The sequence below is a fragment of the Paenarthrobacter sp. 22069 genome (assembly GCF_052046035.1).
GTDB lineage: Bacteria > Actinomycetota > Actinomycetes > Actinomycetales > Micrococcaceae > Arthrobacter.
Map to the genome: position 1 here is coordinate 135800 of NZ_JBQEQF010000008.1, position 23814 is coordinate 159613.

The window sequence follows — 23814 nt, forward strand, 5'->3', positions numbered from 1 at the left end:
ATGACTGCCAACACGATCGAACCCGTCGCCAACCCGCGGGCGCCCCTGTTCCGGCGCCTTCCGGTTGTTTCGCATTTCAACAAGAGCGTCGGCCTGCAGCGCTTCATGCTGGTGGTGGGACTTGTCCTCACCGGCATCTTCCTGCTCACGGCGTTGACCGCACCGCTGTTGGCGCCCTACGGTTTTGCCCAACTTTCAGACGCCGACGGCAGCTTCCCCACGCAGCAGGCGCCGGGCGGCAAGCACCTCCTGGGCACCACCGTGGGCGGTTATGACGTCCTGTCCCGCATGATCTGGGGTACCCAGACAGCGCTGCTGGTCATCATTGTGGCCGTGCTCCTCTCCATTTTCGCCGGTGTGATCCTCGGCCTGGTGAGCGGATACATTGGCGGGTGGCTGGACCGCGTCCTCGTTGTCGTAGCCGACGCTGTCTATGCGTTCCCGTCACTGCTGGTGGCCATCGTGATGGCCATCGTCATCAGCGGCGGCCAGTCCAGCCTGCTGGGCGGCATCCTGGCGGCCGCCATCTCCATCACGGTGGTGTTCATCCCGCAGTACTTCAGGGTGATCCGCGCCGAGACAATCAGGCTCAAAGCAGAGCCCTTCGTTGAGTCGGCCAAGGTGGTCGGGGCGTCCAACGTCCGCATCATGACCCGGCACATCTACCGCAACGCCACCCGGACCCTGCCCCTGATCTTTACCCTCAACGCCTCCGAAGCAATCCTGACCCTGGCAGGTCTGGGCTTCCTGGGCTTCGGCATTGAGCCGAGCTCGGCGGCCGAGTGGGGTTTTGACCTGAACAAGGCACTGGCCGACACCACGTCGGGCATCTGGTGGACCGGCCTGTTCCCCGGTCTCGCCATTGTGTGGACGGTCCTCGGGCTCACGTTGGTGGGCGAAAGCATCAATGACCTGAACGATCCACGGCTCCGCGGCCGGAAACGCGCGGGCGGCGGCAGTTCCCCGGCACCCGTCGACACCGCGGCCATCACCGCAGAAGCGAGGACCCCATGAGCGTCAACATCGACCCGTCGCCGGAACCCACCGGCCAGACAGGCAAACCGGTTCTCGACATCGACCACCTTCAGGTCACTTTCGCCAGCGACGCCGGCGACGTCCAGGCAGTAAAGGACGTCAGCCTCGAAGTCTGGAAAGGCGAAGTGCTGGCCATCGTGGGGGAGTCCGGCTCGGGCAAGACGGTGACGGCCAAAACGATCCTGGGCCTGCTCCCCGAGACCGCAGTAAGCTCGGGCGCTGTAGTGATAAACGGCGCCAACGTCATCAGCCTCAGTCCGGGCAAACTGCGCCAGATCCGCGGACGGGATGTCGCCATGGTCTTCCAGGAGCCTTCCACCGCCCTCAACCCCGTCTTCACGGTGGGATGGCAAATCGCCGAGGGCATCCGCGCCCATGCGGTAAGCGAAGGCGGCAGGCGCGTCTCCAGGAAGGACGCCAAGGAGCGGGCTGTCGAAGCGCTCCGAAAGGTGGGCATTCCCGACCCCGAGCACCGCGTGAACTACTACCCGCACCAGTTTTCCGGCGGTCAGAAGCAGCGTGTGGTCATTGCAGCGGCGTTGGCACTGAATCCCGGCCTGATCGTGGCCGACGAACCCACCACGGCGCTGGACGTCACCGTCCAGGCGGAAATCCTGGAACTCCTCCGCGACCTGCGGGACAAGTACGGCACGTCCATCGTGCTCATCACGCACAATATGGGCGTCGTGGCAGACCTGGCCGACCGGGTAGTGGTGATGTACCAGGGCGACATCGTGGAGGAGGCTTCCGCGAAGAAGCTGTTCGCAGAACCACGGCAGGACTACACCCGCAACCTCCTCGCCGCAGTCCCGCACCTGGGCCGGAATTCGGCGTCGACCGGGCTGACGGAACGGCGCTACCAGGATGAGGAGGTGCTGGTCGCTGCCGACAACCTGGTTATCGAGTATCCGGGACGGCTCGGCACCCCGGCCTTCAAAGCCGTGGACGGGGTCAGCTTCACGCTGTCCAGGGGCGAGGTGTTCGGCCTGGTGGGCGAGTCGGGTTCCGGGAAGACGACCATTGGCCGGGCCATCGCGGGCCTCAACCGGACCACCGGCGGCAGCCTCAAGGTGCTGGGGTACGAGATGCTGAACCTGCGCGAACGCACCTTTAAACCGCTGCGCAAGGACATCGGCTTTGTCTTCCAGGACCCGGCCGCGTCCTTCAACCCGCAGCTGACGATTGGCGAGTGCATCGCCGAGCCCATGCTGATCCATACCCGGCCCAGCGCTGCCCAGGCGCGCCAGCGCGTCGGTGAGCTCCTCGAATCAGTCCAGCTGCCGGCGTCGTACGCGGGACGTTACCCGCACGAGCTCTCCGGCGGCCAGCGGCAGCGGGCTTCGCTGGCGCGGGCACTGAGCCTGAACCCGCGCCTGCTCATCGCGGACGAGCCAACCTCGGCGTTGGACGTTTCGGTGCAGGCCAAGGTTCTTGAACTGTTCCGGGACATCCAGGAGGAGTTCGGCTTTGGCTGCCTGTTCATCAGCCACGACCTCGCGGTGGTGGACATCCTCTCATCGTGGGTAGGCGTGCTGTATAAAGGCAGGCTGGTGGAGCAGGGGATCGGCAGCCAGGTCATGGGCAATCCCCAGCATGACTACACGCGCCGGCTGATCGCCTCCCTGCCCGTGCCCGACCCGGCTGAACAGGCCAAACGGCGGGAAGAGCACAGGGCCCTGCTGGGCATCTGATCCAGGCGGATCTTTCCGGGTATGGAGCGCCGGTGNCCGGCACCGGCGCTTCACACCCGCGGTCATTCCTCCGGCTCCCATAGACTGGAGCCATGACGCAGCACAACCCCAGCTCTCCTGGCTCCGACGATTTCGACCCCTCCGCCAGCTCCCTGGCAGGCCACGTGGACGATTCGGTGATGGCTGAACTGCTGTCCATCCGCTCCAGCATTGACAACATCGATGCCACCCTGGTGTACCTCCTTGCCGAACGTTTCAAGGCCACGCAGAAAGTGGGTTTCCTGAAGGCAACGCACCGCCTTCCCGCCGGCGACCCCGGCCGTGAGGCAGCCCAGATCGCGCGGCTGCGCCGGCTCGCCGAGGACGCCCATCTCGACCCCGCCTTCGCTGAGAAGTTCCTCAACTTCATCATCGGCGAGGTGATCCGCCACCACGAGGCCATCGCGGAGGACCACCAGGCATCCTCGGGGCAGCAGCCGCAGACCTCCGCGCTGGCGTGAGCCGGGAACAGTACCACCGGGGTCCAGGGACGGATCCGGCCGCTTCGTCTGCCGCCGAAGCAGGCCCTTCCACGGCAGCCTCAGCCCAGGAGGTCACCGCAACCGGGCTGGGTCCTTGGCCGGGTGAAGACCCGCTGGAGGCCGCCCGCATCATCCGCGGTGAACTTGGCAGTCCGCACCTGCCGTTCCTCGCCGAACTGCCGGACCGGGGCGTCGGCTCCGATGCTCTTGGACGTACCGCTGTGCTCCTCGAGGAACTGGCGGTAGACGTCCAGCCCTACGGATGGCGGCTCGTCGACCGGCCAGGCAAGGACATGCGCCGTGCAGCGTCGGCGTTGTCCACCGACCTGAATGTTCTCGCCGACGTGGCGGGTGCCGAAGATGTCTCCGCCACGGACCTGAAAGTGCAGTTGGTGGGCCCGCTCAGCCTGGCCGCCGGGATGCACCTGCACAATGGTGAACGGGCCCTGCTGGACCACGGCGCGCGCCGGGACCTGGCCGCCTCGCTCGCCGCCGGCGTGGGTGGCTATCTCCGCCGGGTGGCGGCCGCCGTTCCGGGCACCCGCCTCGTGGTGCAGGTGGACGAGCCTGACGTTGCAGCCGTGTTGGCCGGAACCATTCCCACCGCCAGCGGATACCGCACTCTTCGCGCCGTGGCCACTTCGGAAGCCCGCGAGTCGTGGCGGTTGGTCCTCGAGGCCCTGCGCGCAGCCGGTGCCGCCGAGGTTGTGCTCACTTTCCCCGAGATCGAGGCCCCGATCGAGCTGGCACTGGCCGCCGGCGCCGACGGCGTTGCGCTGCCGCTGAAGGCACTGACGAACCGGCAATGGGAGCAGCTGGCAGGGGCCGTCGAGGCAGGAAAGCAGTTCTGGGCCGGCGCCCTGGACGTTTCGTCCGGAACTCCGTTGCCGAAGGTGGCTGACTGCGTGGAAACCGTGTGGCGCCCCTGGCACCAGCTGGGCCTGCCGGCGTCGCTGCTCGGCGCCATCCGGCTGACGCCCTCAGGCGGACTCGCCGGGCGCACGCCGGCGCAGGCCACCGCCGTCCTGGGCAGGCTCACGCAGGTGGCGGACGGCCTGAACCAGCTGGCGCTGGGCTAGGCGTCACACCCTGTTCTCCCAGCGCTCCGGCTGGGCGTAGCGGGGCAGGTAGCTCTGGGCGGAACTGCCGCCGGTGTATGGGCGCAATCGGTAATCGAAGGCTCCGGCGTAGACCAGCACCAGGCCAATCTGCGGCTGGATGACCTTCACCTGAATACGGTGCCGGCCGTTGCTGCCCTCAGCCGGATCCCACCACTGTTCGGCGTAGGCCTTGGCGTCCAGTGCGGCCGGCAGCGGTATCCGAAGGGGGCCCAGGAAGAGCCGGGACGCCTCCGATACTCCGCGGAGCCGTCCCTCCGCCGTCACGCCCAGATTGAGGTCTGTCACCAGACGCCGGTACCTGCCGACGTAGTCAACCAACTGCGGCGCCCCCTTCCGCGCCGTGACGCTGGTGGTGTCCTGGAAGAGCCGGGTACGCCCGGGAAACCGGATTTCCCGCCGGGCGGTCAGGCTGGAACGGCCGAAAGGATCCTGGTGCGCGTGGTTCTCGATCCGGAACGGGATGTTTTCGCCATACTCAGGGAAGAAAGCCTCCTCGCCTCCGGCGAGCCTCAGCAGCGGGCGCAGCCACCGCTGGCGGCACCCCACGACGTCGAACGTGCCTTCCCCCACGCCGTACTGTCCGGAGCCCGGCACCAGCGAGAAGTACTCCTGGAGCCCGGGCTGCAGCCGGGAGTACGCACTGCCCAGGGCCTGCTGGTAGATCGGGACGTTCATTGGAATGGGCCTCCTGTTGCCTGCGGGCGGCGCTGCTTGCCTCCGGATTCACAATCTACCGGCAGCCTTGAGTCGGATGTACATGTCCGCCAGCCGTGGAGGCAGCTCACGTGGCTCGGCGTCCACCACTTCCACTCCATAGCGGCGCAGCTCGGCGGTAACCGCTGCGCGCTGCAGGAGGGCGCGTTCGGCTGCGGCGGCACGGTACACCCCGGTGGCATCATTGCGTTCCCGCAGCATTGCACCCAGCTGGGGGTCACGGACGGCGGCCACCACCACCACGTGCCCGGTAGCAAGCCGCTCGGCAACCGGAAGCAGCCCTTCCTCCGGTGCGCCGCTGTCCAGCGATGTCAACAGCACTACGAGGGACCGGTGGGCGGATACGGCGCGGACCTGCCCCGGGACCGCGGGCCAGTCCATCTCGATCAGTTCGGCGTCAAGGGGCGCCATGGCCTGGACCAGCCGGCCCAGGATGTTGCCCTGGCCGGCGGAGCGGGCCCGCGCCCTGGTCCTTCGGTCGAAGGCCAGGAAGTCCACCCGGTCGCCGCCGCGCTCGGCCAGGACACCCAGGAGAAGTGCGGCCTCGATCCCGGTGTCAAGGCGCGTTTCGTCGCCGATCCTTGCAGCGGACGTTCGGGACGTATCAAGGACCATCACCACCCGCCGGTCCCGTTCAGGGCGCCAGGTCCGGACCACCACGGCGGAACGACGGGCTGTGGCGCGCCAGTCGATGGAGCGGACGTCGTCGCCGCGGACATAGTCCCGCAGCGAGTCGAACTCTGTGCCGGCACCGCGGATCTGCACTGCCGCCTTCCCGTCGAGTTCACGCAGCTTCCGCAGTTTCGAGGGCAAATGCCGCCGCGACCGGAACGGCGGAAGCACCCGCACCGAGCCTTGGCACGGGATGGTCCGCTGGCGGGCCGCCAGGCCCAGCGGGCCGAAGGAGCGAAGGGTCACGTGCGGTGTTTTGAGGTCGCCGCGGCGGGTGGGCCGGAGCCGCACCGTAAACCGCCTGCCTTCGCCGGCGGGGACGGTGATGTCCTGAACGGGATCCTGTGCGCCGGCAGAGGGCTGCCAGCCGTCACGGAAAGACCCCCGCAGCATCCTGCGTCCGCCGTTGCGGATGGTCAGCACGGCATCCGCCGCATTGTTGAGCGTTACGTTCTCGGGCTCCGCCCGCACCACACCGACCTGTCGAAGGGACGCGGCGAACACCAGCTCGGCGACCAGCAGCGCAGTGAGCAGGGCGGCCGTGGCCAGCATGGTCAGCCATCCCGGGAACAGCAGCACGGGCACCAGGCCCAGCAGCACCAGGGCCACGAAGCGCCCCGAGATGGCCATCAGCGCGGAACGGGGACGGAGGCGAGGATGCTGCCCAGGACGTCGTCCACCCGGACTCCATCCATTTGCGCTTCGGGCTGCAACGCCACCCGGTGCCGCAGGCAGGGCAGCGCCAGCGCCTTGACGTCGTCGGGGGTCACGAATGGACGGTCGGAGAGCCACGCCCAGGCCCGTGACGTGTTGAGCAGGGCGGTGGCGCCGCGGGGCGAGACGCCGAGCTGGAAGGAAGGGGCCGCCCGGGTGGCGCGCACCAGGTCAACAATGTAGCCGATGATTTCCGGTTCCACTGCCACACGGGTCACAGCATCACGTGCCCGTTCCAGGTCCTGCGACCCGGCCACTGCCCGGACACCCGCTGCCGACAGGTCGCGGGGATCGAACCCGGCGGCGTGGCGGCGGATGACTTCTATTTCTTCCCCGCGTGCCGGCAGCGGCATGGTGAGCTTGAGCAGGAAGCGGTCCAGCTGCGCTTCGGGCAGGGGATAGGTCCCCTCATACTCCACCGGATTCTGGGTGGCTGCCACCAGGAAGGGCGCGGGCAGCCGCCGGGACACGCCATCAACGGACACCTGGCGCTCCTCCATGGCCTCGAGGAGCGATGCCTGCGTCTTTGGCGGGGTCCGGTTGATCTCATCGGCCAACAGCAGGTTGGTGAAGACAGGCCCCTCCCGGAAGCTGAATTCGGAGGTGCGCGAGTCGTACACCAGCGAACCGGTGACGTCGCCCGGCATGAGGTCGGGCGTGAACTGCACCCGTTTGGTTTCCAGGCTCAACGCCGCGGACAGTGCGCGGACCAGCAGGGTCTTGGCTACGCCGGGCACTCCCTCGAGCAGGACGTGCCCCTGCGAGAGCAGGGCAATCAGGAGGCCGGTGACGGTGGCGTCCTGTCCCACCACTGCCTTGGCCACTTCCCGCCGGACAGCAAGGAGCGCCTGCCGCGCGCCGTCGTCGAGAGGGCCCTTGGGGTCTACCGAATTCAGGACCCCCGGGCCCCTGCCTTGTTCACTCATCGGGTCATGACCTCTTTCTCCAGTTTGTCGATGGCCTGGGACCAGGCCACCAACGCTGCTTCTGACGTGGGATGTTCGTTGATAATCACCCGGACCTCCCTGGGGTCCCTGCCCAGCAACCGGGCGGCCGCGGTAATGGTGTCCTCCGAGCTGGCGCCGGTGCCGAGCCGGAGTTTGCCGGCGAGCCGCACCAGCAGGCCGGCCCGCAGATTGTCCCTTGCCTGGCTGATGGCCCGGGAGTCCTGGTAGAGCCGGGCGCGTCCTTCCGCGGTTTCCACCGCCTTGACCACCACCGGCAACGGCTCGAAAACCAGCGGCCCGTGACGGCGGCCGCGCCACACGACTGCCGCCAGCGCCACCACCAACAGCCAGGGCCCCAGGAAGCGGGCCCAGGCGGGGGCGAGGTCGTCAAGGGTTTTCCCGGGCCCATTGACCGTGACGTCCTGAAGCGAGGGGAGGTACCAAACGAGGTCCTTCGAGGTTCCCAGCATCCTGGTTGCGAGGGCTGCGTTGCCCAGTTCGTCCAGCCCGCCGTTGCTGAGGATCGTCGTGCTGCCCAGCACCGCCAAACGACCGCCGTTGCTGACGGCAAGCATCCCGGCGGTCCCTGCCGCCCGGAAGCAGGTGGTGCCGCCGTCGTACACGAACGCTCCTTCTCCGCTGACTTGGCCGGCGGCTTCCGCATCCGGCAGGGCGCATCCGGCTTCCAGGACGGGATGCGCATCGGGAACCACGCCCGCCTGGCGGATGCCGCCGTCAAGTGCTGCGAGGGTCTCCATCCTGGGGGAGACCACCACAACGCGTTCGGCCGCTGCCAGCAGGCTTGCCAACTGCGGTTCAGCCAGGATGCCGTTCCGGTCGTAGAGGAGGAGGGTGGGGGAGTCACTGGAGCGAAGGTCATCCAATGCCGCGTCGAAGCGTTCCGGCGCCTGGACGGAAACCCCATGCCGGCCCAGGATTTCGGCCAGTGCCCTGGCTCCTTCCGGTCCGGCATTGTGGATTGAGAGGGGAACGGTGTCGCCCTTGGGAGCAAGTTGGGTACCGATGACCAGTGCCAGCGCGGCGGCCACCACCACTGCCGCTGCGGCCGCGCCGCGGTGCAGGTTCAACCAGCCCAGGATGGCTGCGGCCAGCGTTCTGCCGGGGCCCGGCGCTCGTCCAACCCCGGTGGCTCCGTGATGTTCAGCGACTGCGCGCCCGCCGGCCGTCATGGGAGCAGCACCGCGCTGTCGGCAGGGGCGGGCTTTGCCTCCTCCAGCGCCGTATCAAGGTCCACCATTTCCCGGTAGCCGGCGCTGCCTGCTGCCTTGTTCCCGTAGCGGATGGCATCAAAGGTGGCCGCTGCGCCTGCCAGGCGCGGAGCCTGGGCGCTGAAGTGCAGGGACAATGCCTTGGCCGCTTCGTCCGCCGTCCGGCCCGGCTGGGGATCAAGGATGGCGCGGTCCTCTGCGCTGCGGACAATGGCACGGAAACGTTCGACGACGGCGTGCCCCCACTTTCCGGCCGCAGCCGCCGCTTCCGCGCGGCTGCGGTAGTCGGCGGCGCCGAGGGTGGGCTCGTGCTCGAAGACCTCCCGGGCCTGGCGGCGGCGGGCGTTCAGCCGGGGTCGGGCGAGGATGACTGCGGCGGCGATGATCACCGCAATCACGAGGGCGATGACCGGGCTGGGCACAGGTGCGGCGTCGCCGCTGGGGCCATCCAAGGATTGCAGCCAGTCCAGGAAGTTACGCCAGAGGGTGGCAAGCCAGGAGGGGGCATTCTCGCGGTATTCGGGTTTGGCAAGCTCCTCCGCCGCCCAGCGCCGGGCTTCCCCGGCGCCGGGAAGCAGCGGAGGCTCAGCGGCCATAGGGCGATGCCCCCGGGCCGGGTCCGTATCCAGGGTAGGGCAGCGTACCGCCCGGGCGGAGGCCGCGGCCCGGGATGCCATCAGGGTCGGAACCGGTTTCGAGCTGTCGCAGCAGCGCGATATCCAGTCCGTCCTGGCGCATCCTGAGGTCCATGTAGAGCAGTGCCATAACGGAGGTCTGGAAGGCGTAGCCCACCGCGCCCACCAATGCCCCGAGCACCGCTTTGATGATGCCGGTAGCCACGGCGAGGGAAGCCTGTTGTCCACTGCCGCCGTGGGGAGAGATAACGCCTGACAGGACGGCGGGCAGCATGCCCGCCGGGATCAGCACCACTTGGGTAGCGACGGCCACCAGGATCCCCACCACCAGGGCGATGCCGAGGATCCGCCACCAGTTGGCCCGGGTCAGCTCCCACGAGCGCCTCAGCCCGGCGAGGGCTCCGAGTTCTTCGATGACGACGGCGGCAGGTGCCACCATGAACTTGACCGCCACCCAGGCGAATCCGGCGCCGAAGCCCAGCATCAGGGGGATGGACAGCAGGGCGGCTGTCCCGCGGACGCTGGAGAACAGGAGCACGACCAACGCGACGAAGAGCACCACCGCGGCCAGGGCAGCCGCCACCAACAGTGCCGCCAGCCTGAGCAGCGCACCGATCCTTGGGCGTACCAGCGACAGCATCCGCCGGAAGCCGGTGGGACGGTTCAGGACCGAGCGGGCAACGGGTACCACCATGGCGCCTTGGAGGACAGCAGAAACAAAGACGGAGAGGATGGATACCACGACGGCCACTGCCGTCAGACCCATCCCCGCGGCCGCGATGTCGGCGCGGCTGGCCCGTGCCGCCCAGGCTTCGATGGAGCCGGCCGACGTTGCTGTCATTCCTGCAAACACTGCTGCGAGAATCGCCGACAGGGACTGGGCCAGGAGGCCGGCGCCGAGCATGGCCTTGGCGTTGCGCCTGATTGCCTGGAACGAGCCGTCCAGGACCTCGCCGAACATCAGGGGCCGCAAGGGGATGATGCCCGGCTTGGGAGGCGCTGCGTAGCGGGGGTTCCCAAATTGTCCCGGGCCCCGGAACCCTTGTTCGCCGTACGCCTGGCCGCCGAAGGCCGGGCCGGCAAAAGTAAATGGACCGGGGTATGGGGCTCCGGGGGACTGGCTGCCAGGGTACTGGGGTCCCGGGTATTGGGGTCCGGGGTATTGTGCGCCGGGATCTCCAGGGTTCCCGTTTCCACCCTGCCCGGGCATCTGCTGCCACTGTGATGCCTGCGGCGGCCGCCGTTCCCACGAGGCCGCCTGGTCCCAGGAAGTTTGCTGTTGCCAAGTGGGTCCCTGTGGCCAGGAATCGGAAGGCGCTCCTGACGGCGAAGCCCACGGCTGCTCCGGTGATGGCACCTGGCCGTGCGTACCCCCATCGGCCGGGCCGCCGTCGTCCTGCCCGTTGCCCGGCCGCCCCTGCAAGGGCTCACCGGGCCCCGGCTCCTGTGCTGACACTGATTCCTCCCCCCCATAGCAGTCCGCCTGCCCCGGGGCGCCCGTAAAAAGGCGGGCAGCGGCAGAGCAGCGCATGAGCCCAAGACTATAGTTCCGTCGCCGGACGGCCTAGTGCCCCGCCATGCCGGAGGCCGTTCAACAGGACAAACGCATCCCGATAAGGGAATATATAGCTATGAAGGCACGCATTCTGGTGGTAGATGATGATGAAGCGCTGGCCGAGATGATTGGGATTGTCCTCCGTAATGACGGCTTCGAGCCGGTCTTCTGCGCCGACGGCGCCCAGGCCCTCGACGTTTTCCGGTCATCACGGCCGGACCTTGTCCTGCTCGACCTCATGCTTCCAGGGATGGACGGCATCGAAGTATGCCGCCAGATCCGCGGCGAATCCGACGTTCCCATTGTCATGCTGACCGCCAAATCGGACACCTCCGACGTCGTCCGCGGCCTGGAATCCGGCGCCGACGACTACGTGCCGAAACCCTTCAAGCCTGCCGAACTCGTGGCCCGCGTCCGGGCCCGGCTTCGTCCCGGTGACCAGAAGGCCCCCGAAACCCTCCGGATCGCTGACATCACCATCGACGTCGCCGGCCATACGGTCAGCAGGGGCAATGAGCGGATTTCCCTGACGCCGCTGGAATTCGACCTCCTGGTGGCGCTGGCCCGGAAACCATGGCAGGTCTTCACGCGTGAACTGCTCCTGGAACAGGTCTGGGGCTACCGGCACGCCGCTGACACCCGGCTGGTCAACGTCCATGTCCAGCGACTGCGGTCCAAGATCGAGCAGGACCCGGAAGCCCCGGAAGTTGTATTGACGGTGCGTGGTGTCGGCTATAAAGCAGGGGTCTGACCCCGCCGCGCAGGACGGGGAACCGGACCAGCGCGGCACCACGCCCCTCCTGCCCGCGGACGCCGGAGCTAAGCAGGACGGAAGCGTCAGCAACGGCTCCGGAGACAACGGAGCCGGACCGGAGACCGTTCCCGCTCCCGGCCTCCGCTACGTGGCTTTCCGGGCACGCATCTGGCAGCGGCGCGGCCTGATCGTTGCACTGCGCGTCGCCAGGCTGGTCCGGACCGGCGTCAGCCGTTTTCTCCCCGGACTGAAATACCTCGGCCGTGCCCTGCAAAAGCGCTGGCGGCGATCCCTTCAGTTCCGGACCGTCCTCACCACCCTGTTGTTGGCCGTGACCTCGTTTGCCGTGGTGGGCGCATACCTGTCCAACCAGATCGCCAACAACCTGTTCCAGGAGCGGCTGACACAGGCGGAGTCGGAGACCCGGTACAACGTCAAGCAGGTGCAGGACACGTTCGACGGCGCCCAGGTCACCGACCAGTCCAGCGTCATCACCCTGGTCTCGGACACACTCAGCGCCGTGGAAGGCCGTGGCTCCGTGATCCAGAGGCGCTATGTCTTTGAGGCCATGCCCAACCAGACAAAGCCCCGCAACCGCTGGGTCGAGTCACGTGCCTCCGACCAGCTGACCGTCAGCGTCATCCCACCTGACCTGCGGAAGGCCGTGCAGGAGTCGGGCAAGGACCAGTACTGGGCGTCCACCGTGATACCTGTGGGCACCGAGGACCGGCCCGGAATCGCCGTGGGCAACAAGGTGACCTTCAACGGCACGGTCTATGAGCTCTATCTGATCTACGACCTCAACACCGCGCAGCAGACGCTCAACGAAATCCAAAGCGTGCTTTGGGCGGGCGGCGCCGTCCTGGTCCTCCTGATCGGCGCCGTGGCCTGGTATGTCACCCGCAACGTGGTCAGCCCGGTCAGCCACGCGGCGATGGTCTCGGAGAAACTGGCTGCCGGGCAGCTGCAGGAAAGGATGGTGGTCAAGGGAGAGGACGAGGTTGCCCGGCTCGGAGCATCCTTCAACCACATGGCCGCCAGCCTGCAGGAGCAGATCACCCAGCTGGCCACCCTCTCCCAGATGCAGCAGCGCTTTGTCTCCGACGTCTCCCACGAACTGCGGACGCCCCTCACCACCGTGCGCATGGCGGCCGAGGTCCTCTATGACGCCCGCGATGACTTCGACCCCATCAACAAGAGATCAGCTGAACTGCTGTACAACCAGGTGGAGCGCTTCCAGTCCCTCCTGTCTGACCTGCTCGAAATCAGCCGCTTCGATGCCGGCGTGGCCGTGCTCGACGCCGAACCAGAGGACCTGCTCCAGGTAATCGCCCACGTCATCGAAGGCGCTGCGCCGGTAGCCGCCGAATACGGCTCAGAGATCATTTTCACGCCTCCCCAGGGCGCCCTGGTGGTGGAAATGGACGCGCGGCGGATCGACCGGATCCTGCGGAACCTTATCCTGAACGCCGTGGAGCACGGTGAGGGCAAGCCCGTGACCGTGTCGGTTGCAGCCAACGAAACCGCCGTGGCTGTCGCCGTGCGGGACCATGGCATCGGAATGGACCCGGCCCAGGCTGCCCGGGTCTTCGACCGGTTCTGGCGCGCCGACCCCGCCCGTGCGCGCACTACGGGAGGCAGCGGCCTGGGACTCTCCATCGCCATGGAGGACACCAAGCTGCATCACGGCTGGCTCCAGGCCTGGGGGAGGAAGGGCGACGGTGCCAACTTCCGCCTGACACTTCCCCTGCGCCAGGACGCGGTGATCACGGAGTCACCCGTTCAGCTCGAACCCAAGGACGTCACCAACCCAGGCGCACCGGGAAGCGTCCCGGGGGAACAGGACTACAAGAACATGCTGGTGCTGCAGACGGGTGGGGCCAGGCCCGTCCCGCCACGTGCCCCCGAGGAGACATCATGAGGCCTGCAAACCGGCGGGCACAGTATCCCGCGGCGCTGCTTGCCCTGCTGATCGTTTTCCTGGCAGGCTGTGCCCGGATTCCCACGTCCGGGCCGGTGGGAAAGAGCAGCGAGAGCAGCGCCGGTAACGTCAGTGCGCCTGTGTTCCTTCCGGCAGCACCACAGCCGGGTGCGTCGCCCGAGACCATTATCGACTACTTCTACCGGGCAGGCAGCGGCTACGAGGACGATTACGCGGTGGCCCGCCAGTACTTGACCCAGGCTTCGGCCGTCTCCTGGAAACCCGATAAACGGGCACTGGTGTACCGGGAAGCGCGGGTTGTGCCCACCGGCGACGAAAACGTCTTCAACTATGAGCTTGATGTTTCCTACACGGTGGACGCAGACGGCATCGCCACGCAGTCGCCGCCGGGCACCGTGGAACGCATTCCCGTGACGGTGACCCAGGTGGACGGCGAGTGGCGGATCTCCGGAATCCCTGACGGAACGGCCATCGCCGAGGAAACGTTCAAGGTGATTTACGGGGCCTACCCGATCTACTTCTACGACCCCACCTTTACCTACGCCATCCCGGACGTGCGCTGGTTCCTGAAGAACAAGACCGTCAAAGCAATGACCAGCGCCCTGCTGGCCGGACCTGCGCCCTACCTGCGCGGCGCCGTCGCCAGCGCCTTCCCCTCAGGGATCAAGCTGGCCCGCGAGTCCGTGCCCGTAGTGTCCGGCGCCGCACAGGTGGATCTGTCGGCCAAGGAACTGACCGAAACGTCGGCAGAGGACCGCCTTCGGATGCAGATGCAGCTGACTCTGACGTTCCGGAGCCAGCCCGACGTGGTCAATGTCGAGTTGCGCGCCAACCAGGACCTGGTCCGGGTGGAGGACAACGGCTCCGTCCTGCCACCGGTGCTCGACAAGACGGTCCCTTCGCGCCAGATCGCCGTCAGCGGCAACGAATTGGTGCGCTACGAAAACAACCGGGTCTCGCCCTTGCCGGACATGCAGCCGGTATCCGCGCTCAATCCGCGCTACCCGGCGGAGTCGCCGGTCTCGCAGACAGCGGCCTTCCTCAACGACGGCCGCACCACCTTGTACAGCATCACTCCGGGGCAGCCTGCCCGCGCCCTGACCACGCGAAGCACCCTCAGCCGGCCATCCTTCAGCGTTAACGACTGGGTGTGGACGGCCGGGCCGGGTGCCACCGGGGCTACCGAAGTCGTGGCGTTCCGCCCGACAGGGGTGGCGGAAGGAGCAACGGTCCCGTCGGTAACCCTGGCGCCCCCGTGGCTTGCCGGCCGCGCCGTCAAGGAACTGCGGATCTCACGCGACGGCGTTCGTGCCCTGGTCATTTCCGAGCAGAACGGAAAAACCAAGGTGCAGGTGAGCGGCGTTATCCGTGCCGGCGACGGCACGCCCCGCGAACTGACCGCACCCATCACCCTGGTGGCCGACGGCGATCCGGACCAGGGCGTCTGGGTGAACGGCACCACCGTCGCCGCCATGAAGGGGGCACCCGGTTCGAATGTCACGCCCGAACTGCTGTCCCTCACCTCCGGACAGCCCCAACAACTGGCTCCGTGGCCGGGCCTGGTGTCCATCAGCGCCGGCAATGGTGCCGATGACATCTACGTCCAGTCCGGGGAAGGGATCTTCCAGCGGCTCGGCAACGGCTGGTCCCCCCAAATCAAGGGTCCCGTGGACCCTGCATTCCCCGGCTGACACCAAGGTCAGGCGCGCCCAGCGGCGGTGCATGACCCAGGGGGCGTGTTGACGCGGCTTTTCCACATAGGGACGCCGTGACTCTGGAATGCCGGACCCCGGCGGGCACAGTGGGACTATGAACAGTGCACTCCACGGAACACATCCGCGGAAACCTCTGGGGACGCCCCCGCGAACCCGGGGTCTGGACCCGGACCTGCAGCCGCCCCCGCCGTGGGCAGCACTGCACCGGGGTGAACACGATGCTGCCATCCTTCGACTCGTCGATTGGCTCACGGGTGCAGCAGGAGATCTCCTGGCATTGGCGGTTCCCGTGGACTGTGTGTGCTGCGGCGCGGAAGACCGGACTTTGTGCCCGTCCTGCGCCGGCAGGGTACGTGACTTGACCGGCCGGCCGTTCCGCGCTGAGGGCGGCGCCCCTGCCTTGATGGACATCGCCGGTACGCCTCTGCTGCCCGTGGTTGCCGCCGGCGTGTACCGGGACGAGCTTGCCCAGGCCCTGCTGTCCTTCAAACGGCACGGCCAGTACCAGCTCGGCAGATGCCTTGGCAAGGCACTGGCCGGAGCCCTCAGGGCCGCCGCCCCGTGCGACGAGGAACTGCTGCTGGTCCCGGTGCCCACCAGCACCGGCGGGTATCTCAAGCGGGGGTTCAGTCCCGTCCATCTGCTCCTCAGGGAAGCGGCACGGCAGCATCCTGGCCTCCACGTAGCTGATGTCCTGGGCAAGGCGCCGGGGCGGTACCGCCTGTTCGCCGGCGGGAACACCGGTCAGGCCCGGCAGCGGGCGCCGGCGGGGCAAAAAGGCCTGGGGAGGGGAGCCCGCGCCCAGCGCGTCCGGGGGTCCATGCGCATCAGGCGAGGCGCCCGGTCAAAGGCCGTAGGACGGCCCTGCCTCATCGTCGACGACGTCCTCACCACAGGTTCCACCCTCGCCGAAGCAGCCCGCGCACTCCATCATGCGGGGGCCCGGGTGAGGGGCGCCGTCGTGCTTGCTGCGACACGCCCGCCGGACGCACAGGACCAGGCACCAGCGCCCGCCAGGCCGCAGAGAACAGCGCATGACTTAGAAAAAAATAAACCGGGAAAGGATGAATAACGGGTGGCTATGAACTAACGTCGGTGGTGGGTACCAAGAACAGAATGTACCTTTCGATGGCGGCTCGGAGAGGGGCTCGACTGTCAAGCCAGCCCGGCCCAAGGAAGCGCCGCCGTCGTGTCACCGAAGTCATTTGGAGGGCACCATGGAGTTTATGATCAGCGGACGAAATCTGACTGTTTCAGACCGGTTCCGCGAATATGCCGGGGAAAAAATCGCAAAGATCGAATCGCTGGGCGACAAGGTCCAGAGGGTCGACGCGAAAGTTTCCAAGGAGACCAATGCCCGGCAAACCGGCGACCAGCTGACCGTCGAAGTGACAGTACTGGGCCGTGGGCCCGTGATTCGTGCCGAAGCCAGTGCCGCAGACAAATTTGCCGCCTTTGACCTCGCCTACAACAAACTGCTTGAGCGGCTCCGCCGGGCCAAGGACCGCAAGAAGGTCCACCACGGCCGCCACACCCCCAAGGCCGTCCGCGAAGCAACAGCGTCGCTTGAGCCCGCCAGCGCCCACGAACCGCTGTACCTTGAAGCGAACCACCGGGACGAAACTGCGCAGGCCCCCAAAGACACATCCCCTTACGACGTCGAAAACGACATTCCCGCCGGTAACTCCCCGGTCCTTATCCGGCGCAAGGTCTTTCCTGCGGCCTCACTTTCCCTCGACGACGCCGTGGACAACATGGAGCTCGTCGGCCACGACTTCTACCTCTTCGTGGACAAAGCGACCAACACGCCCTCCGTCGTGTACCGCCGGCGCGGCTGGACCTATGGAGTGATCACCCTCGACCACGAATGCGAGCCCGGTGACACCGTCATTGAGGAGAAGGTCCTTGCCTACCGCTCGGACGACGCCGCCGCCAACGCTTAGGGTGGACTTCACCACCGCCAGAGAGGACTGAATTGTCGGCAACGCTGAGCCTTGACCAGGCACGGCGGATCGCGCTGGCAGCGCAGGGACTTCACAAAGGACGGCCCACCGGCCCCGTGACAGCACGGGCGGTGGGCCGGACTTTTGCCCGTCTGCAGCTCGTCCAGATCGACTCCGTGAATGTCCTGGTCCGCAGCCACTTCCTGCCCTTCTATTCACGCCTTGGAAACTACGACCGGGACATCCTGCAGCGCATGGCGGGCAGCCACCCACGCCGCATGCTCGAATACTGGGCGCACGAAGCAAGCTACATCCGGCCGGAGCATTACCAGGACCTCCTGTTATGGCAGAAGCGGTCCTGGGTGGGTGCGTCCCGGCTGGACCCCGTGCTGCGCAGCGAGGTGGAGGGCAAAATCCTGGAGGTCCTTGCCCGGTCCAGGCCCATGACCGCCTCTGAGCTGACCAACCGCATCGGGCACGTCGAGGAAAGGCAGACTGACAACTGGGGGTGGAACTGGAACGCTGTCAAGCGGGTTCTGGAGCACCTCTTCGAAGCGGGCCTCGTATCGGCGGCTTCACGGACCGGGCAGTTCGAACGCAGGTACACACTGACCGCCAAAGTCCTCCCGCCCGCGCTTGTCCCGACAGCGGACGTGGACCCGGCAGCTGCGCTCCGGCGACTGACCGACGCTGCGGCCCAGGCCCACGGAATCGGCACCATCCGCTGCTTCGCCGACTATTTCCGCGCGCCCGTCAAAGCAACCACACAAGCTGTCGAGCACCTGGTGGAGCAAGGCAGGCTGGAACCGGTCAACGTGGCGGGCTGGGGGCGGCCCGTCTTCCGGCATGTCGAGTCAGCGCTGCCGCGGCAGGCCACCGGCCGTGCACTCCTGAGCCCCTTCGATTCCCTGGTCTTTGAGCGCCGGCGGCTGTTGGAACTGTTCGGCTTCCATTACCGCATCGAGATCTACACGCCTGAGGCCAAGCGGCGCTACGGCTACTACGTCCTGCCTTTCCTGCTGCGTGACCGCATCGTGGCCAGGGTGGACCTCAAAGCGGACCGGACTGGCAGCCGGCTGCTGGTCAGATCCGCCTTTGCTGAGCCGGACGCGCCGGCGGACACCGCCGTCGAACTCGCTGCAGAGCTGGCCCTGATGGCGCAATGGCTTGGCCTGCCCGACGTGCAGGTAGGGCCCGCAGGGGACTTGTCCGCGGGGCTGGCGAAGGAACTCCTGCGCCTCTAGGGCGTATCGCTCTCAGGGAAAAGGGGCACCGCCAAGGTGTCTCTCCCGTAGACTGAACACGCCAGAATTCGGCGGCATCAAACTGGGAGCAACTTCACGTGGCATCACTTATCGAAAAAATCCTCCGTACGGGTGACAAGAAGACACTCCGGCAACTGCGGAACTATGCCGATTCCATCAATGCCCTTGAAGACTCATTTAAGACCTTTACCGACGCTGAGCTCCGTGAGGAGACGGACCGCCTCCGGGAACGCCACCGGGACGGTGAGAAGCTGGACGACCTGCTTCCCGAGGCGTTTGCCGCCGTCCGGGAAGCGTCGTCCCGTACGTTGGGGCTGCGCCACTTCGACGTCCAGCTGATGGGCGGCGCTGCCCTGCACCTTGGCAATATCGCTGAAATGAAAACCGGTGAGGGCAAGACCCTGGTGGCGACTGCTCCCGCCTACCTCAATGCCCTGACCGGCAAAGGTGTCCACGTTGTCACGGTCAACGACTACCTCGCCGAATACCAGTCCGAACTTATGGGCCGGGTCTACCGCTTCCTTGGCCTTACCAGCGGCGTCATCCTCGCCAACCAGGATCCGGCCGTCCGCCGCCAGCAGTATGCTGCCGACATCACCTACGGAACCAACAACGAATTCGGGTTCGACTACCTGCGCGACAACATGGCCTGGGACAGGACTGAACTGGTCCAGCGCGGCCACAACTTCGCCATCGTCGACGAAGTGGACTCCATCCTCATCGATGAAGCCCGGACGCCGCTGATTATCTCGGGCCCGGCGCAAGGGGACACCAACCGCTGGTACAGCGAGTTCGCCAAGGTAGTCCTGCGGCTGGAATCCGGCAAGGATTACGAAGTCGACGAGAAGAAGCGCACCGTCGGCGTCCTGGAGACCGGCATCGAAAAGGTCGAGGACTACCTGGGCATCTCCAACCTTTATGAGTCCGCCAACACCCCCCTGATTGGGTTCCTGAACAATGCCATCAAGGCCAAGGAACTGTTCAAGCGGGACAAGGACTACGTCATCCTGGACGGTGAAGTGCTGATCGTCGATGAGCACACCGGCCGCATCCTGGCAGGCCGGCGCTACAACGAGGGCATGCACCAGGCGATCGAGGCCAAGGAAGGCGTCGAGATCAAAGCGGAGAACCAGACCCTGGCCACCGTCACACTGCAGAACTACTTCCGCATGTACAGCAAGCTTTCCGGCATGACGGGCACCGCCGAGACTGAGGCGGCCGAGTTCATGAGCACGTACAAGCTTGGGGTTGTGGCCATCCCCACGAACCGCGACATGCAGCGCATCGACCAGCCGGACCTCGTGTTCAAGAACGAGGTCGTGAAGTTCGACGCCGTCGTGCGGGACATCGCCGAACGGCACGAAAAGGGCCAGCCCGTCCTCGTGGGCACCACCAGCGTCGAGAAGAGTGAGTACCTCTCCAAGCTCCTCGCAAAGGAAGGCGTCCGCCACGAGGTCCTGAACGCCAAGAACCATGCCCGTGAAGCTGCCATCGTTGCCCAGGCGGGCCGGAAGGGCGCGGTCACCGTAGCCACTAACATGGCTGGGCGCGGCACCGACATCATGCTGGGCGGCAATGCCGAGTTCACAGCAGTGGCAGAACTCGCCACGCGCGGGCTTGACCCGGAGGAGAACTCCGAAGAGTACGAAGCCGCCTGGCCAGCCGCGTTCGAAGCAGCCAAGCAGGCCGTGAAGGACGAACACGAGGAAGTCCTGGACCTCGGAGGCCTCTACGTGCTGGGCACCGAGCGCCACGAATCCCGGCGTATCGACAACCAGCTTCGTGGCCGTTCCGGCCGCCAGGGCGACCCCGGCGAATCGCGGTTCTACCTCTCCCTCACCGATGACCTCATGCGGCTCTTCAATTCCGGGGCTGCCGAACGGCTGATGAACAGTTCCGTCCCGGACGACGTCGCGCTCGAGTCCAAGCTCGTGTCGCGTGCCATCGCCTCCGCCCAGGGACAGGTGGAAGGCCGCAACGCAGAGCAGCGCAAGAACGTCCTGAAATACGACGACGTCCTCAACCGCCAGCGCGAAGCGATTTACAGCGACCGCCGCCGCATCCTCGAGGGCGATGACCTGCACGAGAAGGTCCAGTTCTTCGTGGAGGACACCATCACCGCCCTCATCGACGCCGCAACCGCAGAAGGCAACGGCGACGACTGGGACTTCCACCAGCTGTGGGCGAATTTGAAGACTCTCTACCCGGTCAGCCTGACAGCCGAAGAGATCATCGAGGAAGCCGGCGGGAAGTCCCGGGTGACGGTCGAGATGCTCAAGGAGGAGATCCTCTCGGATGCCCGCCTGGTGTACCAGGCCCGTGAGGAAACCATTGGCTCCGAAAGTATGCGCGAACTCGAACGCCGTGTGGTGCTTTCGGTTATCGGCCGCAAATGGCAGGAACACCTCTACGAGATGGACTACCTCAAGGAAGGCATCGGCCTGCGCGCCATGGCGCAGCGCGATCCGCTGGTGGAGTACCAGCGTGAAGGCTTCGCCATGTTCCAGAGCATGATGGAGGCCATCCGCGAGGAGAGTGTTGGGTTCCTCTTCAACCTTGAAGTGGAAGTAACTCCTGCCCAGGACGTCGTCGTCCAGGACGCTTCCGGTGGCCACACCGAGCATGTCGATCCGCAGGTTCACGCCGCCGGTCTGGAAGCGCCGGAGAAGCCGGCCCAGCTGCAGTACACCGCCCCCAGTGAGAGCGGTGGAACCCAGACCCGGGTGGAAACCCGCCAGGGGGCCGGCCGTTCAGGAAACCCCGCCAAGGCAGCTGCACAGGACGCAGCGAAGCGGACCGGCAAGAAAAAGAAGCGCTAGCAGGACGCCGGTAAGTTACCGGCAACAGCAGGCAGGGCAGGGACGGTATCGTCCCTGCCCTGCCTGCTTCCCTCTGCAGCCGTGCACACCACCGGTGGCTCAGCCAATGACGAGTTCAACGATCCGCCAGACTTGCTTGCTGCGCTCAAGCCGGACAGCGACGGCGCGGGCACGGACATCATCCACCACCACGGCACTGGCTTCGTAGATTCCGTCAGCCACCTCGCAGACCCGTACGCACCGGACTGTTGAATTCCGGTGGAGCCGGGCCAGGGCAGGATTGCCGGTCCTGGTAAGTTCGCGCCTGATCAGTGCCGCCCGGTGCTGCAGCGCTGCCAGGCAGCGCGGGTCCAGCCGGCGCGCCAACTGGTGGACAGGACGGATTCCGGCCAGGACCTCCATGGAGGCCTGAACCGTGCCGCGCGTGATGGCGCGGACTTCAGCGGCCTCGCTGACGGGCCGCAGCGGCGCCAGCACGGTCCCGGCCGACTGATCTGGCGGCTTCGGTGCTGTGGACGCAGTTGCCTTGCTTCCGATGCTCCTCCCGCCATCCCTGGTGTCGGCGGCCAGCCCCCGGCCGGCCCGTGCAGGTGTCACTGCGGTCATGGTGTTCCCCTTGGTTGATTGGCTGTGTTGAGCTGGCTGGCGTTTTCGTCTGGTTGGTTCGGCCGGCTGTGGGTGGACGTGCCGGAGTTCTTAGCGGTAGGGAGCTGTGGGTGCCTGGAGGACCTGGCCGGGCAACAGGACATCGGGACTTCCGCCGATCTGCGCACGGTTGGCGGCGTACCATCGGGGCCATTCGAGAGCGATGTCCACATCCGACGCTTCGGGGCCCAGGTAGTTCGCCACGATGTCCCACAGCGTGTCGCCGGCGAGAACTGCGACTTCCCCTGAGCTGCCGCCCGGGCCGGCAACGCCGGTATCCGGGAGGGTCCTGGTTTGGGGTGCGACCAGCAGACCGGGCTCAACCACCTGGACAGCAGGCTGCCATCCAGGGTCAAGCGTGGAGGCCTGTTGTGGGCCGGCGCCTGTTCCTGCCGGTTCCGGGTCCGGTTCTTCCCAGCTTGCTGATGGTTTCCACTCCGGGACGAACTGTGGCTGGCCATTGCTGCCCGCGGACATGCCGCGTCCGCCGTACCCGGCTCCATCCGGGCTTTCCGCAGGGATTGACGGCGAGGATGACCGTGCCTGGGTGGGCGTCCATTCGGGCGTCGGTGGAACCGGTGCCGCATGTGCCGCAACACCCGTGACGAGTTGGAGCGACAGGACGGCAACCACGGCCCGCTGCATGAAGGCGGGGGAGAGCTTGCGTGCGGCCGCGGCAGCGCCGTGCTCCCCCAGATGTTCCAGCAGGACTGCTGCTCCGGCGCCCAGGATCGAGATGGTCCACCACAGCAGCAGGGCAAGGCCTGCGGCCGCTGATGCTGCTGCCAGGAGGACATCGGTTGACGCCTCGTGGTGATGTGCCGCGGATACCTTCCAATGTGTGAGAAGGCCCGCCCCGAGGAGGCAAAGCAGAATGCCCAGTGCCAGCACTGCCAGGGCCATGGCTGCATCGAACCATCTTCCGCCAACGAAACCTGCCATTTTTCCTCTTTCGATGCATTTTGATGCAGTTTGCTGCTGTTTGAACAGTCTGAGCGCAGCGTCGGATGTTTGTCCAGACGTTGTAGAGAAAAATTGCGGGCGTTGACGGTCGGACAAGGGGACCCTACGCTGACGGGATGCGCTGGGATGCACTCTTCAACGACATGGAAAGCCAGCTGGCGGAGATCGATCGCCTGGCCCTCGAGACGGAGGTCAATGAGCGGGCACGGGCCGAGATGGTCGGCCTGCCGCTTGAAGACCGGCTCCGGGCAACGATCGGTTGCAGGATCGGCGTCCACCTGCTCTGCGGTGATTCGGTGCAGGGGGAGCTGGTGCATGCGGGTGCGGACGCGCTGGTGCTGGACGAAGGCCAGCACCAAGTGCTCATTCCCTACTGGGCCGCAGCGCGCTATACAGGGCTGGGCAGGCATGTGCGGGCAGAGAAGTCGCGTGTCCGCCGGTCACTCGGACTTGCCCACTCGCTGCGGGGCCTGGCGCGGGACCGCGCAGAGCTGGTGGTGACGATCGGTGGCGGAGCCGGAACCACGCGGCTGGCGGGCGTCATCGACCGGGTCGGGAGCGATCACCTGGACCTGGCCGCCGTGATACCGGGCGAGGCGCGAAGAAATAGCAGTGTGGGCCAGGTATCAGCCATCCCGTTCGCCGTGGTGGCGATGGTCAGATCGAACAAATCGGGCGCCACAGCGGCGGGCTAGACCGACTTGGAGCGCGATTCCCGGATCATGCGGCTGGCCTCGGCATAGCGTTCCTCGATGTACTGCTCCAGCATCTTCTCTTCGACGCGCCATTGGCCGCGGCCGCCCACCTGGATGGCCTTGAGCTCGCCGCTGCGGACCAGGGCGTAAGCGGCAGGCGAGTTGATCTGGAGCTGCTCCGCGACATCCGCGAGGGTGAGGAACCTTGGCATGCACCTATTTTGCCACCAAATGACGCA

21 protein-coding genes are annotated in these 23814 nt (G+C 66.5%); 12 read left to right on the forward strand and 9 right to left on the reverse strand.

Annotation, left to right across the window (positions count from 1 at the left end; translation table 11 throughout):
- The 4 genes from ACTJK0_RS08650 to ACTJK0_RS08665 all read left to right on the forward strand — a co-directional run bounded on the left by ACTJK0_RS08650 (position 1) and on the right by ACTJK0_RS08665 (position 4326).
- Positions 1–1014, forward strand: coding sequence for an ABC transporter permease (locus ACTJK0_RS08650; protein WP_440744908.1), 1014 nt, complete (start codon positions 1–3; stop codon positions 1012–1014).
- A complete protein-coding gene (locus ACTJK0_RS08655) occupies positions 1011–2726 on the forward strand; it encodes an ABC transporter ATP-binding protein (protein ID WP_440744909.1) in 1716 nt (571 codons plus the stop codon). Before ACTJK0_RS08650 ends, ACTJK0_RS08655 begins: the two co-directional genes overlap by 4 nt.
- A gap of 92 nt (positions 2727–2818) precedes the next feature.
- On the forward strand, positions 2819–3226 hold the full coding sequence (locus ACTJK0_RS08660) for a chorismate mutase (protein WP_043450675.1): 408 nt from the start codon (positions 2819–2821) through the stop codon (positions 3224–3226).
- 107 nt (positions 3227–3333) lie between these two features.
- Complete coding sequence (locus tag ACTJK0_RS08665; protein ID WP_440744149.1) at positions 3334–4326, forward strand: hypothetical protein; 993 nt, start codon at positions 3334–3336, stop codon at positions 4324–4326.
- A gap of 3 nt (positions 4327–4329) precedes the next feature.
- Here ACTJK0_RS08665 and ACTJK0_RS08670 read toward each other — a convergent pair whose 3' ends face one another.
- The 6 genes from ACTJK0_RS08670 to ACTJK0_RS08695 are packed head-to-tail and all read right to left on the reverse strand — an operon-like array spanning position 4330 to position 10252.
- Positions 4330–5043 (reverse strand): DUF4166 domain-containing protein, encoded by a 714-nt coding sequence (locus ACTJK0_RS08670; protein ID WP_440744145.1) that lies wholly within the window; start codon positions 5041–5043, stop codon positions 4330–4332.
- Between the two features lie 48 nt (positions 5044–5091).
- Positions 5092–6384 carry a DUF58 domain-containing protein gene (locus tag ACTJK0_RS08675; protein WP_440744144.1) on the reverse strand — a complete coding sequence of 431 codons (1293 nt, stop codon included), beginning with the start codon at positions 6382–6384 and terminating at the stop codon, positions 5092–5094.
- Positions 6384–7394 carry an AAA family ATPase gene (locus tag ACTJK0_RS08680; protein ID WP_440744143.1) on the reverse strand — a complete coding sequence of 337 codons (1011 nt, stop codon included), beginning with the start codon at positions 7392–7394 and terminating at the stop codon, positions 6384–6386. Before ACTJK0_RS08680 ends, ACTJK0_RS08675 begins: the two co-directional genes overlap by 1 nt.
- Positions 7391–8605, reverse strand: coding sequence for a DUF4350 domain-containing protein (locus ACTJK0_RS08685; RefSeq protein WP_440744142.1), 1215 nt, complete (start codon positions 8603–8605; stop codon positions 7391–7393). The genes ACTJK0_RS08680 and ACTJK0_RS08685 overlap by 4 nt, the downstream gene beginning before the upstream one ends.
- On the reverse strand, positions 8602–9240 hold the full coding sequence (locus ACTJK0_RS08690; protein ID WP_440744141.1) for a DUF4129 domain-containing protein: 639 nt from the start codon (positions 9238–9240) through the stop codon (positions 8602–8604). The genes ACTJK0_RS08685 and ACTJK0_RS08690 overlap by 4 nt, the downstream gene beginning before the upstream one ends.
- Positions 9230–10252: a DUF7847 domain-containing protein gene (locus tag ACTJK0_RS08695; protein WP_440744140.1), complete on the reverse strand. Its 1023-nt coding sequence runs from the start codon at positions 10250–10252 to the stop codon at positions 9230–9232. Before ACTJK0_RS08695 ends, ACTJK0_RS08690 begins: the two co-directional genes overlap by 11 nt.
- Positions 10253–10910: 658 nt before the next feature.
- Between ACTJK0_RS08695 and mtrA the strand changes: the two genes are divergently transcribed.
- The 7 genes from mtrA to secA all read left to right on the forward strand — a co-directional run bounded on the left by mtrA (position 10911) and on the right by secA (position 21272).
- Positions 10911–11585: an MtrAB system response regulator MtrA gene (gene mtrA, locus ACTJK0_RS08700; protein WP_018768515.1), complete on the forward strand. Its 675-nt coding sequence runs from the start codon at positions 10911–10913 to the stop codon at positions 11583–11585.
- A gap of 151 nt (positions 11586–11736) precedes the next feature.
- Positions 11737–13509: an MtrAB system histidine kinase MtrB gene (gene mtrB, locus ACTJK0_RS08705; protein WP_440744148.1), complete on the forward strand. Its 1773-nt coding sequence runs from the start codon at positions 11737–11739 to the stop codon at positions 13507–13509.
- Positions 13506–15221, forward strand: coding sequence for an LpqB family beta-propeller domain-containing protein (locus tag ACTJK0_RS08710; protein ID WP_110541130.1), 1716 nt, complete (start codon positions 13506–13508; stop codon positions 15219–15221). Before mtrB ends, ACTJK0_RS08710 begins: the two co-directional genes overlap by 4 nt.
- Before the next feature lie 118 nt (positions 15222–15339).
- Positions 15340–16317 carry a ComF family protein gene (locus ACTJK0_RS08715; RefSeq protein WP_440744139.1) on the forward strand — a complete coding sequence of 326 codons (978 nt, stop codon included), beginning with the start codon at positions 15340–15342 and terminating at the stop codon, positions 16315–16317.
- 145 nt (positions 16318–16462) lie between these two features.
- Positions 16463–17188, forward strand: a complete 726-nt coding sequence (hpf, locus tag ACTJK0_RS08720; RefSeq protein ID WP_110541128.1) for a ribosome hibernation-promoting factor, HPF/YfiA family — start codon at positions 16463–16465, stop codon at positions 17186–17188.
- A gap of 32 nt (positions 17189–17220) precedes the next feature.
- Positions 17221–18432 carry a winged helix-turn-helix domain-containing protein gene (locus ACTJK0_RS08725; RefSeq protein WP_440744138.1) on the forward strand — a complete coding sequence of 404 codons (1212 nt, stop codon included), beginning with the start codon at positions 17221–17223 and terminating at the stop codon, positions 18430–18432.
- 98 nt (positions 18433–18530) lie between these two features.
- Positions 18531–21272, forward strand: a complete 2742-nt coding sequence (gene secA / locus ACTJK0_RS08730) for a preprotein translocase subunit SecA (protein WP_440744137.1) — start codon at positions 18531–18533, stop codon at positions 21270–21272.
- A 99-nt stretch (positions 21273–21371) separates the two neighbouring features.
- Here the strand turns inward: secA and ACTJK0_RS08735 are convergent, their stop codons facing one another.
- Together ACTJK0_RS08735 and ACTJK0_RS08740 are read right to left on the reverse strand one after the other, a co-directional pair.
- Complete coding sequence (locus tag ACTJK0_RS08735; RefSeq protein ID WP_440744136.1) at positions 21372–21878, reverse strand: Rv3235 family protein; 507 nt, start codon at positions 21876–21878, stop codon at positions 21372–21374.
- 90 nt (positions 21879–21968) lie between these two features.
- Positions 21969–22859, reverse strand: coding sequence for a LysM peptidoglycan-binding domain-containing protein (locus tag ACTJK0_RS08740; RefSeq protein WP_440744135.1), 891 nt, complete (start codon positions 22857–22859; stop codon positions 21969–21971).
- 137 nt (positions 22860–22996) lie between these two features.
- Here ACTJK0_RS08740 and ACTJK0_RS08745 point away from each other — a divergent pair, with 137 nt between their 5' ends.
- The gene (locus ACTJK0_RS08745; protein WP_110541124.1) at positions 22997–23575 is read left to right on the forward strand and encodes a hypothetical protein; all 579 of its coding nucleotides are present in this window, start codon (positions 22997–22999) and stop codon (positions 23573–23575) included.
- Here the strand turns inward: ACTJK0_RS08745 and ACTJK0_RS08750 are convergent.
- Positions 23572–23787 carry a helix-turn-helix domain-containing protein gene (locus tag ACTJK0_RS08750; protein ID WP_110541123.1) on the reverse strand — a complete coding sequence of 72 codons (216 nt, stop codon included), beginning with the start codon at positions 23785–23787 and terminating at the stop codon, positions 23572–23574. The two genes, ACTJK0_RS08745 and ACTJK0_RS08750, sit on opposite strands and share 4 nt — an antisense overlap.
- Positions 23788–23814 lie beyond the last annotated feature (27 nt).

Bases quoted from the DNA above. Each gene is read 5' to 3' on its own strand.
- ACTJK0_RS08670 (WP_440744145.1), bottom strand. From the start codon at position 5,043: ATGAACGTCCCGATCTACCAGCAGGCCCTGGGCAGTGCGTACTCCCGG.
- ACTJK0_RS08690 (WP_440744141.1), bottom strand. From the start codon at position 9,240: ATGGCCGCTGAGCCTCCGCTGCTTCCCGGCGCCGGGGAAGCCCGGCGC.
- ACTJK0_RS08685 (WP_440744142.1), bottom strand. From the start codon at position 8,605: ATGACGGCCGGCGGGCGCGCAGTCGCTGAACATCACGGAGCCACCGGG.
- ACTJK0_RS08680 (WP_440744143.1), bottom strand. From the start codon at position 7,394: ATGAGTGAACAAGGCAGGGGCCCGGGGGTCCTGAATTCGGTAGACCCC.
- ACTJK0_RS08710 (WP_110541130.1), top strand. From the start codon at position 13,506: ATGAGGCCTGCAAACCGGCGGGCACAGTATCCCGCGGCGCTGCTTGCC.
- ACTJK0_RS08655 (WP_440744909.1), top strand. From the start codon at position 1,011: ATGAGCGTCAACATCGACCCGTCGCCGGAACCCACCGGCCAGACAGGC.
- ACTJK0_RS08660 (WP_043450675.1), top strand. From the start codon at position 2,819: ATGACGCAGCACAACCCCAGCTCTCCTGGCTCCGACGATTTCGACCCC.
- hpf (WP_110541128.1), top strand. From the start codon at position 16,463: ATGGAGTTTATGATCAGCGGACGAAATCTGACTGTTTCAGACCGGTTC.
- ACTJK0_RS08745 (WP_110541124.1), top strand. From the start codon at position 22,997: ATGCGCTGGGATGCACTCTTCAACGACATGGAAAGCCAGCTGGCGGAG.
- ACTJK0_RS08650 (WP_440744908.1), top strand. From the start codon at position 1: ATGACTGCCAACACGATCGAACCCGTCGCCAACCCGCGGGCGCCCCTG.
- mtrA (WP_018768515.1), top strand. From the start codon at position 10,911: ATGAAGGCACGCATTCTGGTGGTAGATGATGATGAAGCGCTGGCCGAG.
- ACTJK0_RS08740 (WP_440744135.1), bottom strand. From the start codon at position 22,859: ATGGCAGGTTTCGTTGGCGGAAGATGGTTCGATGCAGCCATGGCCCTG.
- ACTJK0_RS08715 (WP_440744139.1), top strand. From the start codon at position 15,340: ATGAACAGTGCACTCCACGGAACACATCCGCGGAAACCTCTGGGGACG.
- ACTJK0_RS08750 (WP_110541123.1), bottom strand. From the start codon at position 23,787: ATGCCAAGGTTCCTCACCCTCGCGGATGTCGCGGAGCAGCTCCAGATC.
- ACTJK0_RS08735 (WP_440744136.1), bottom strand. From the start codon at position 21,878: ATGACCGCAGTGACACCTGCACGGGCCGGCCGGGGGCTGGCCGCCGAC.
- ACTJK0_RS08675 (WP_440744144.1), bottom strand. From the start codon at position 6,384: ATGGCCATCTCGGGGCGCTTCGTGGCCCTGGTGCTGCTGGGCCTGGTG.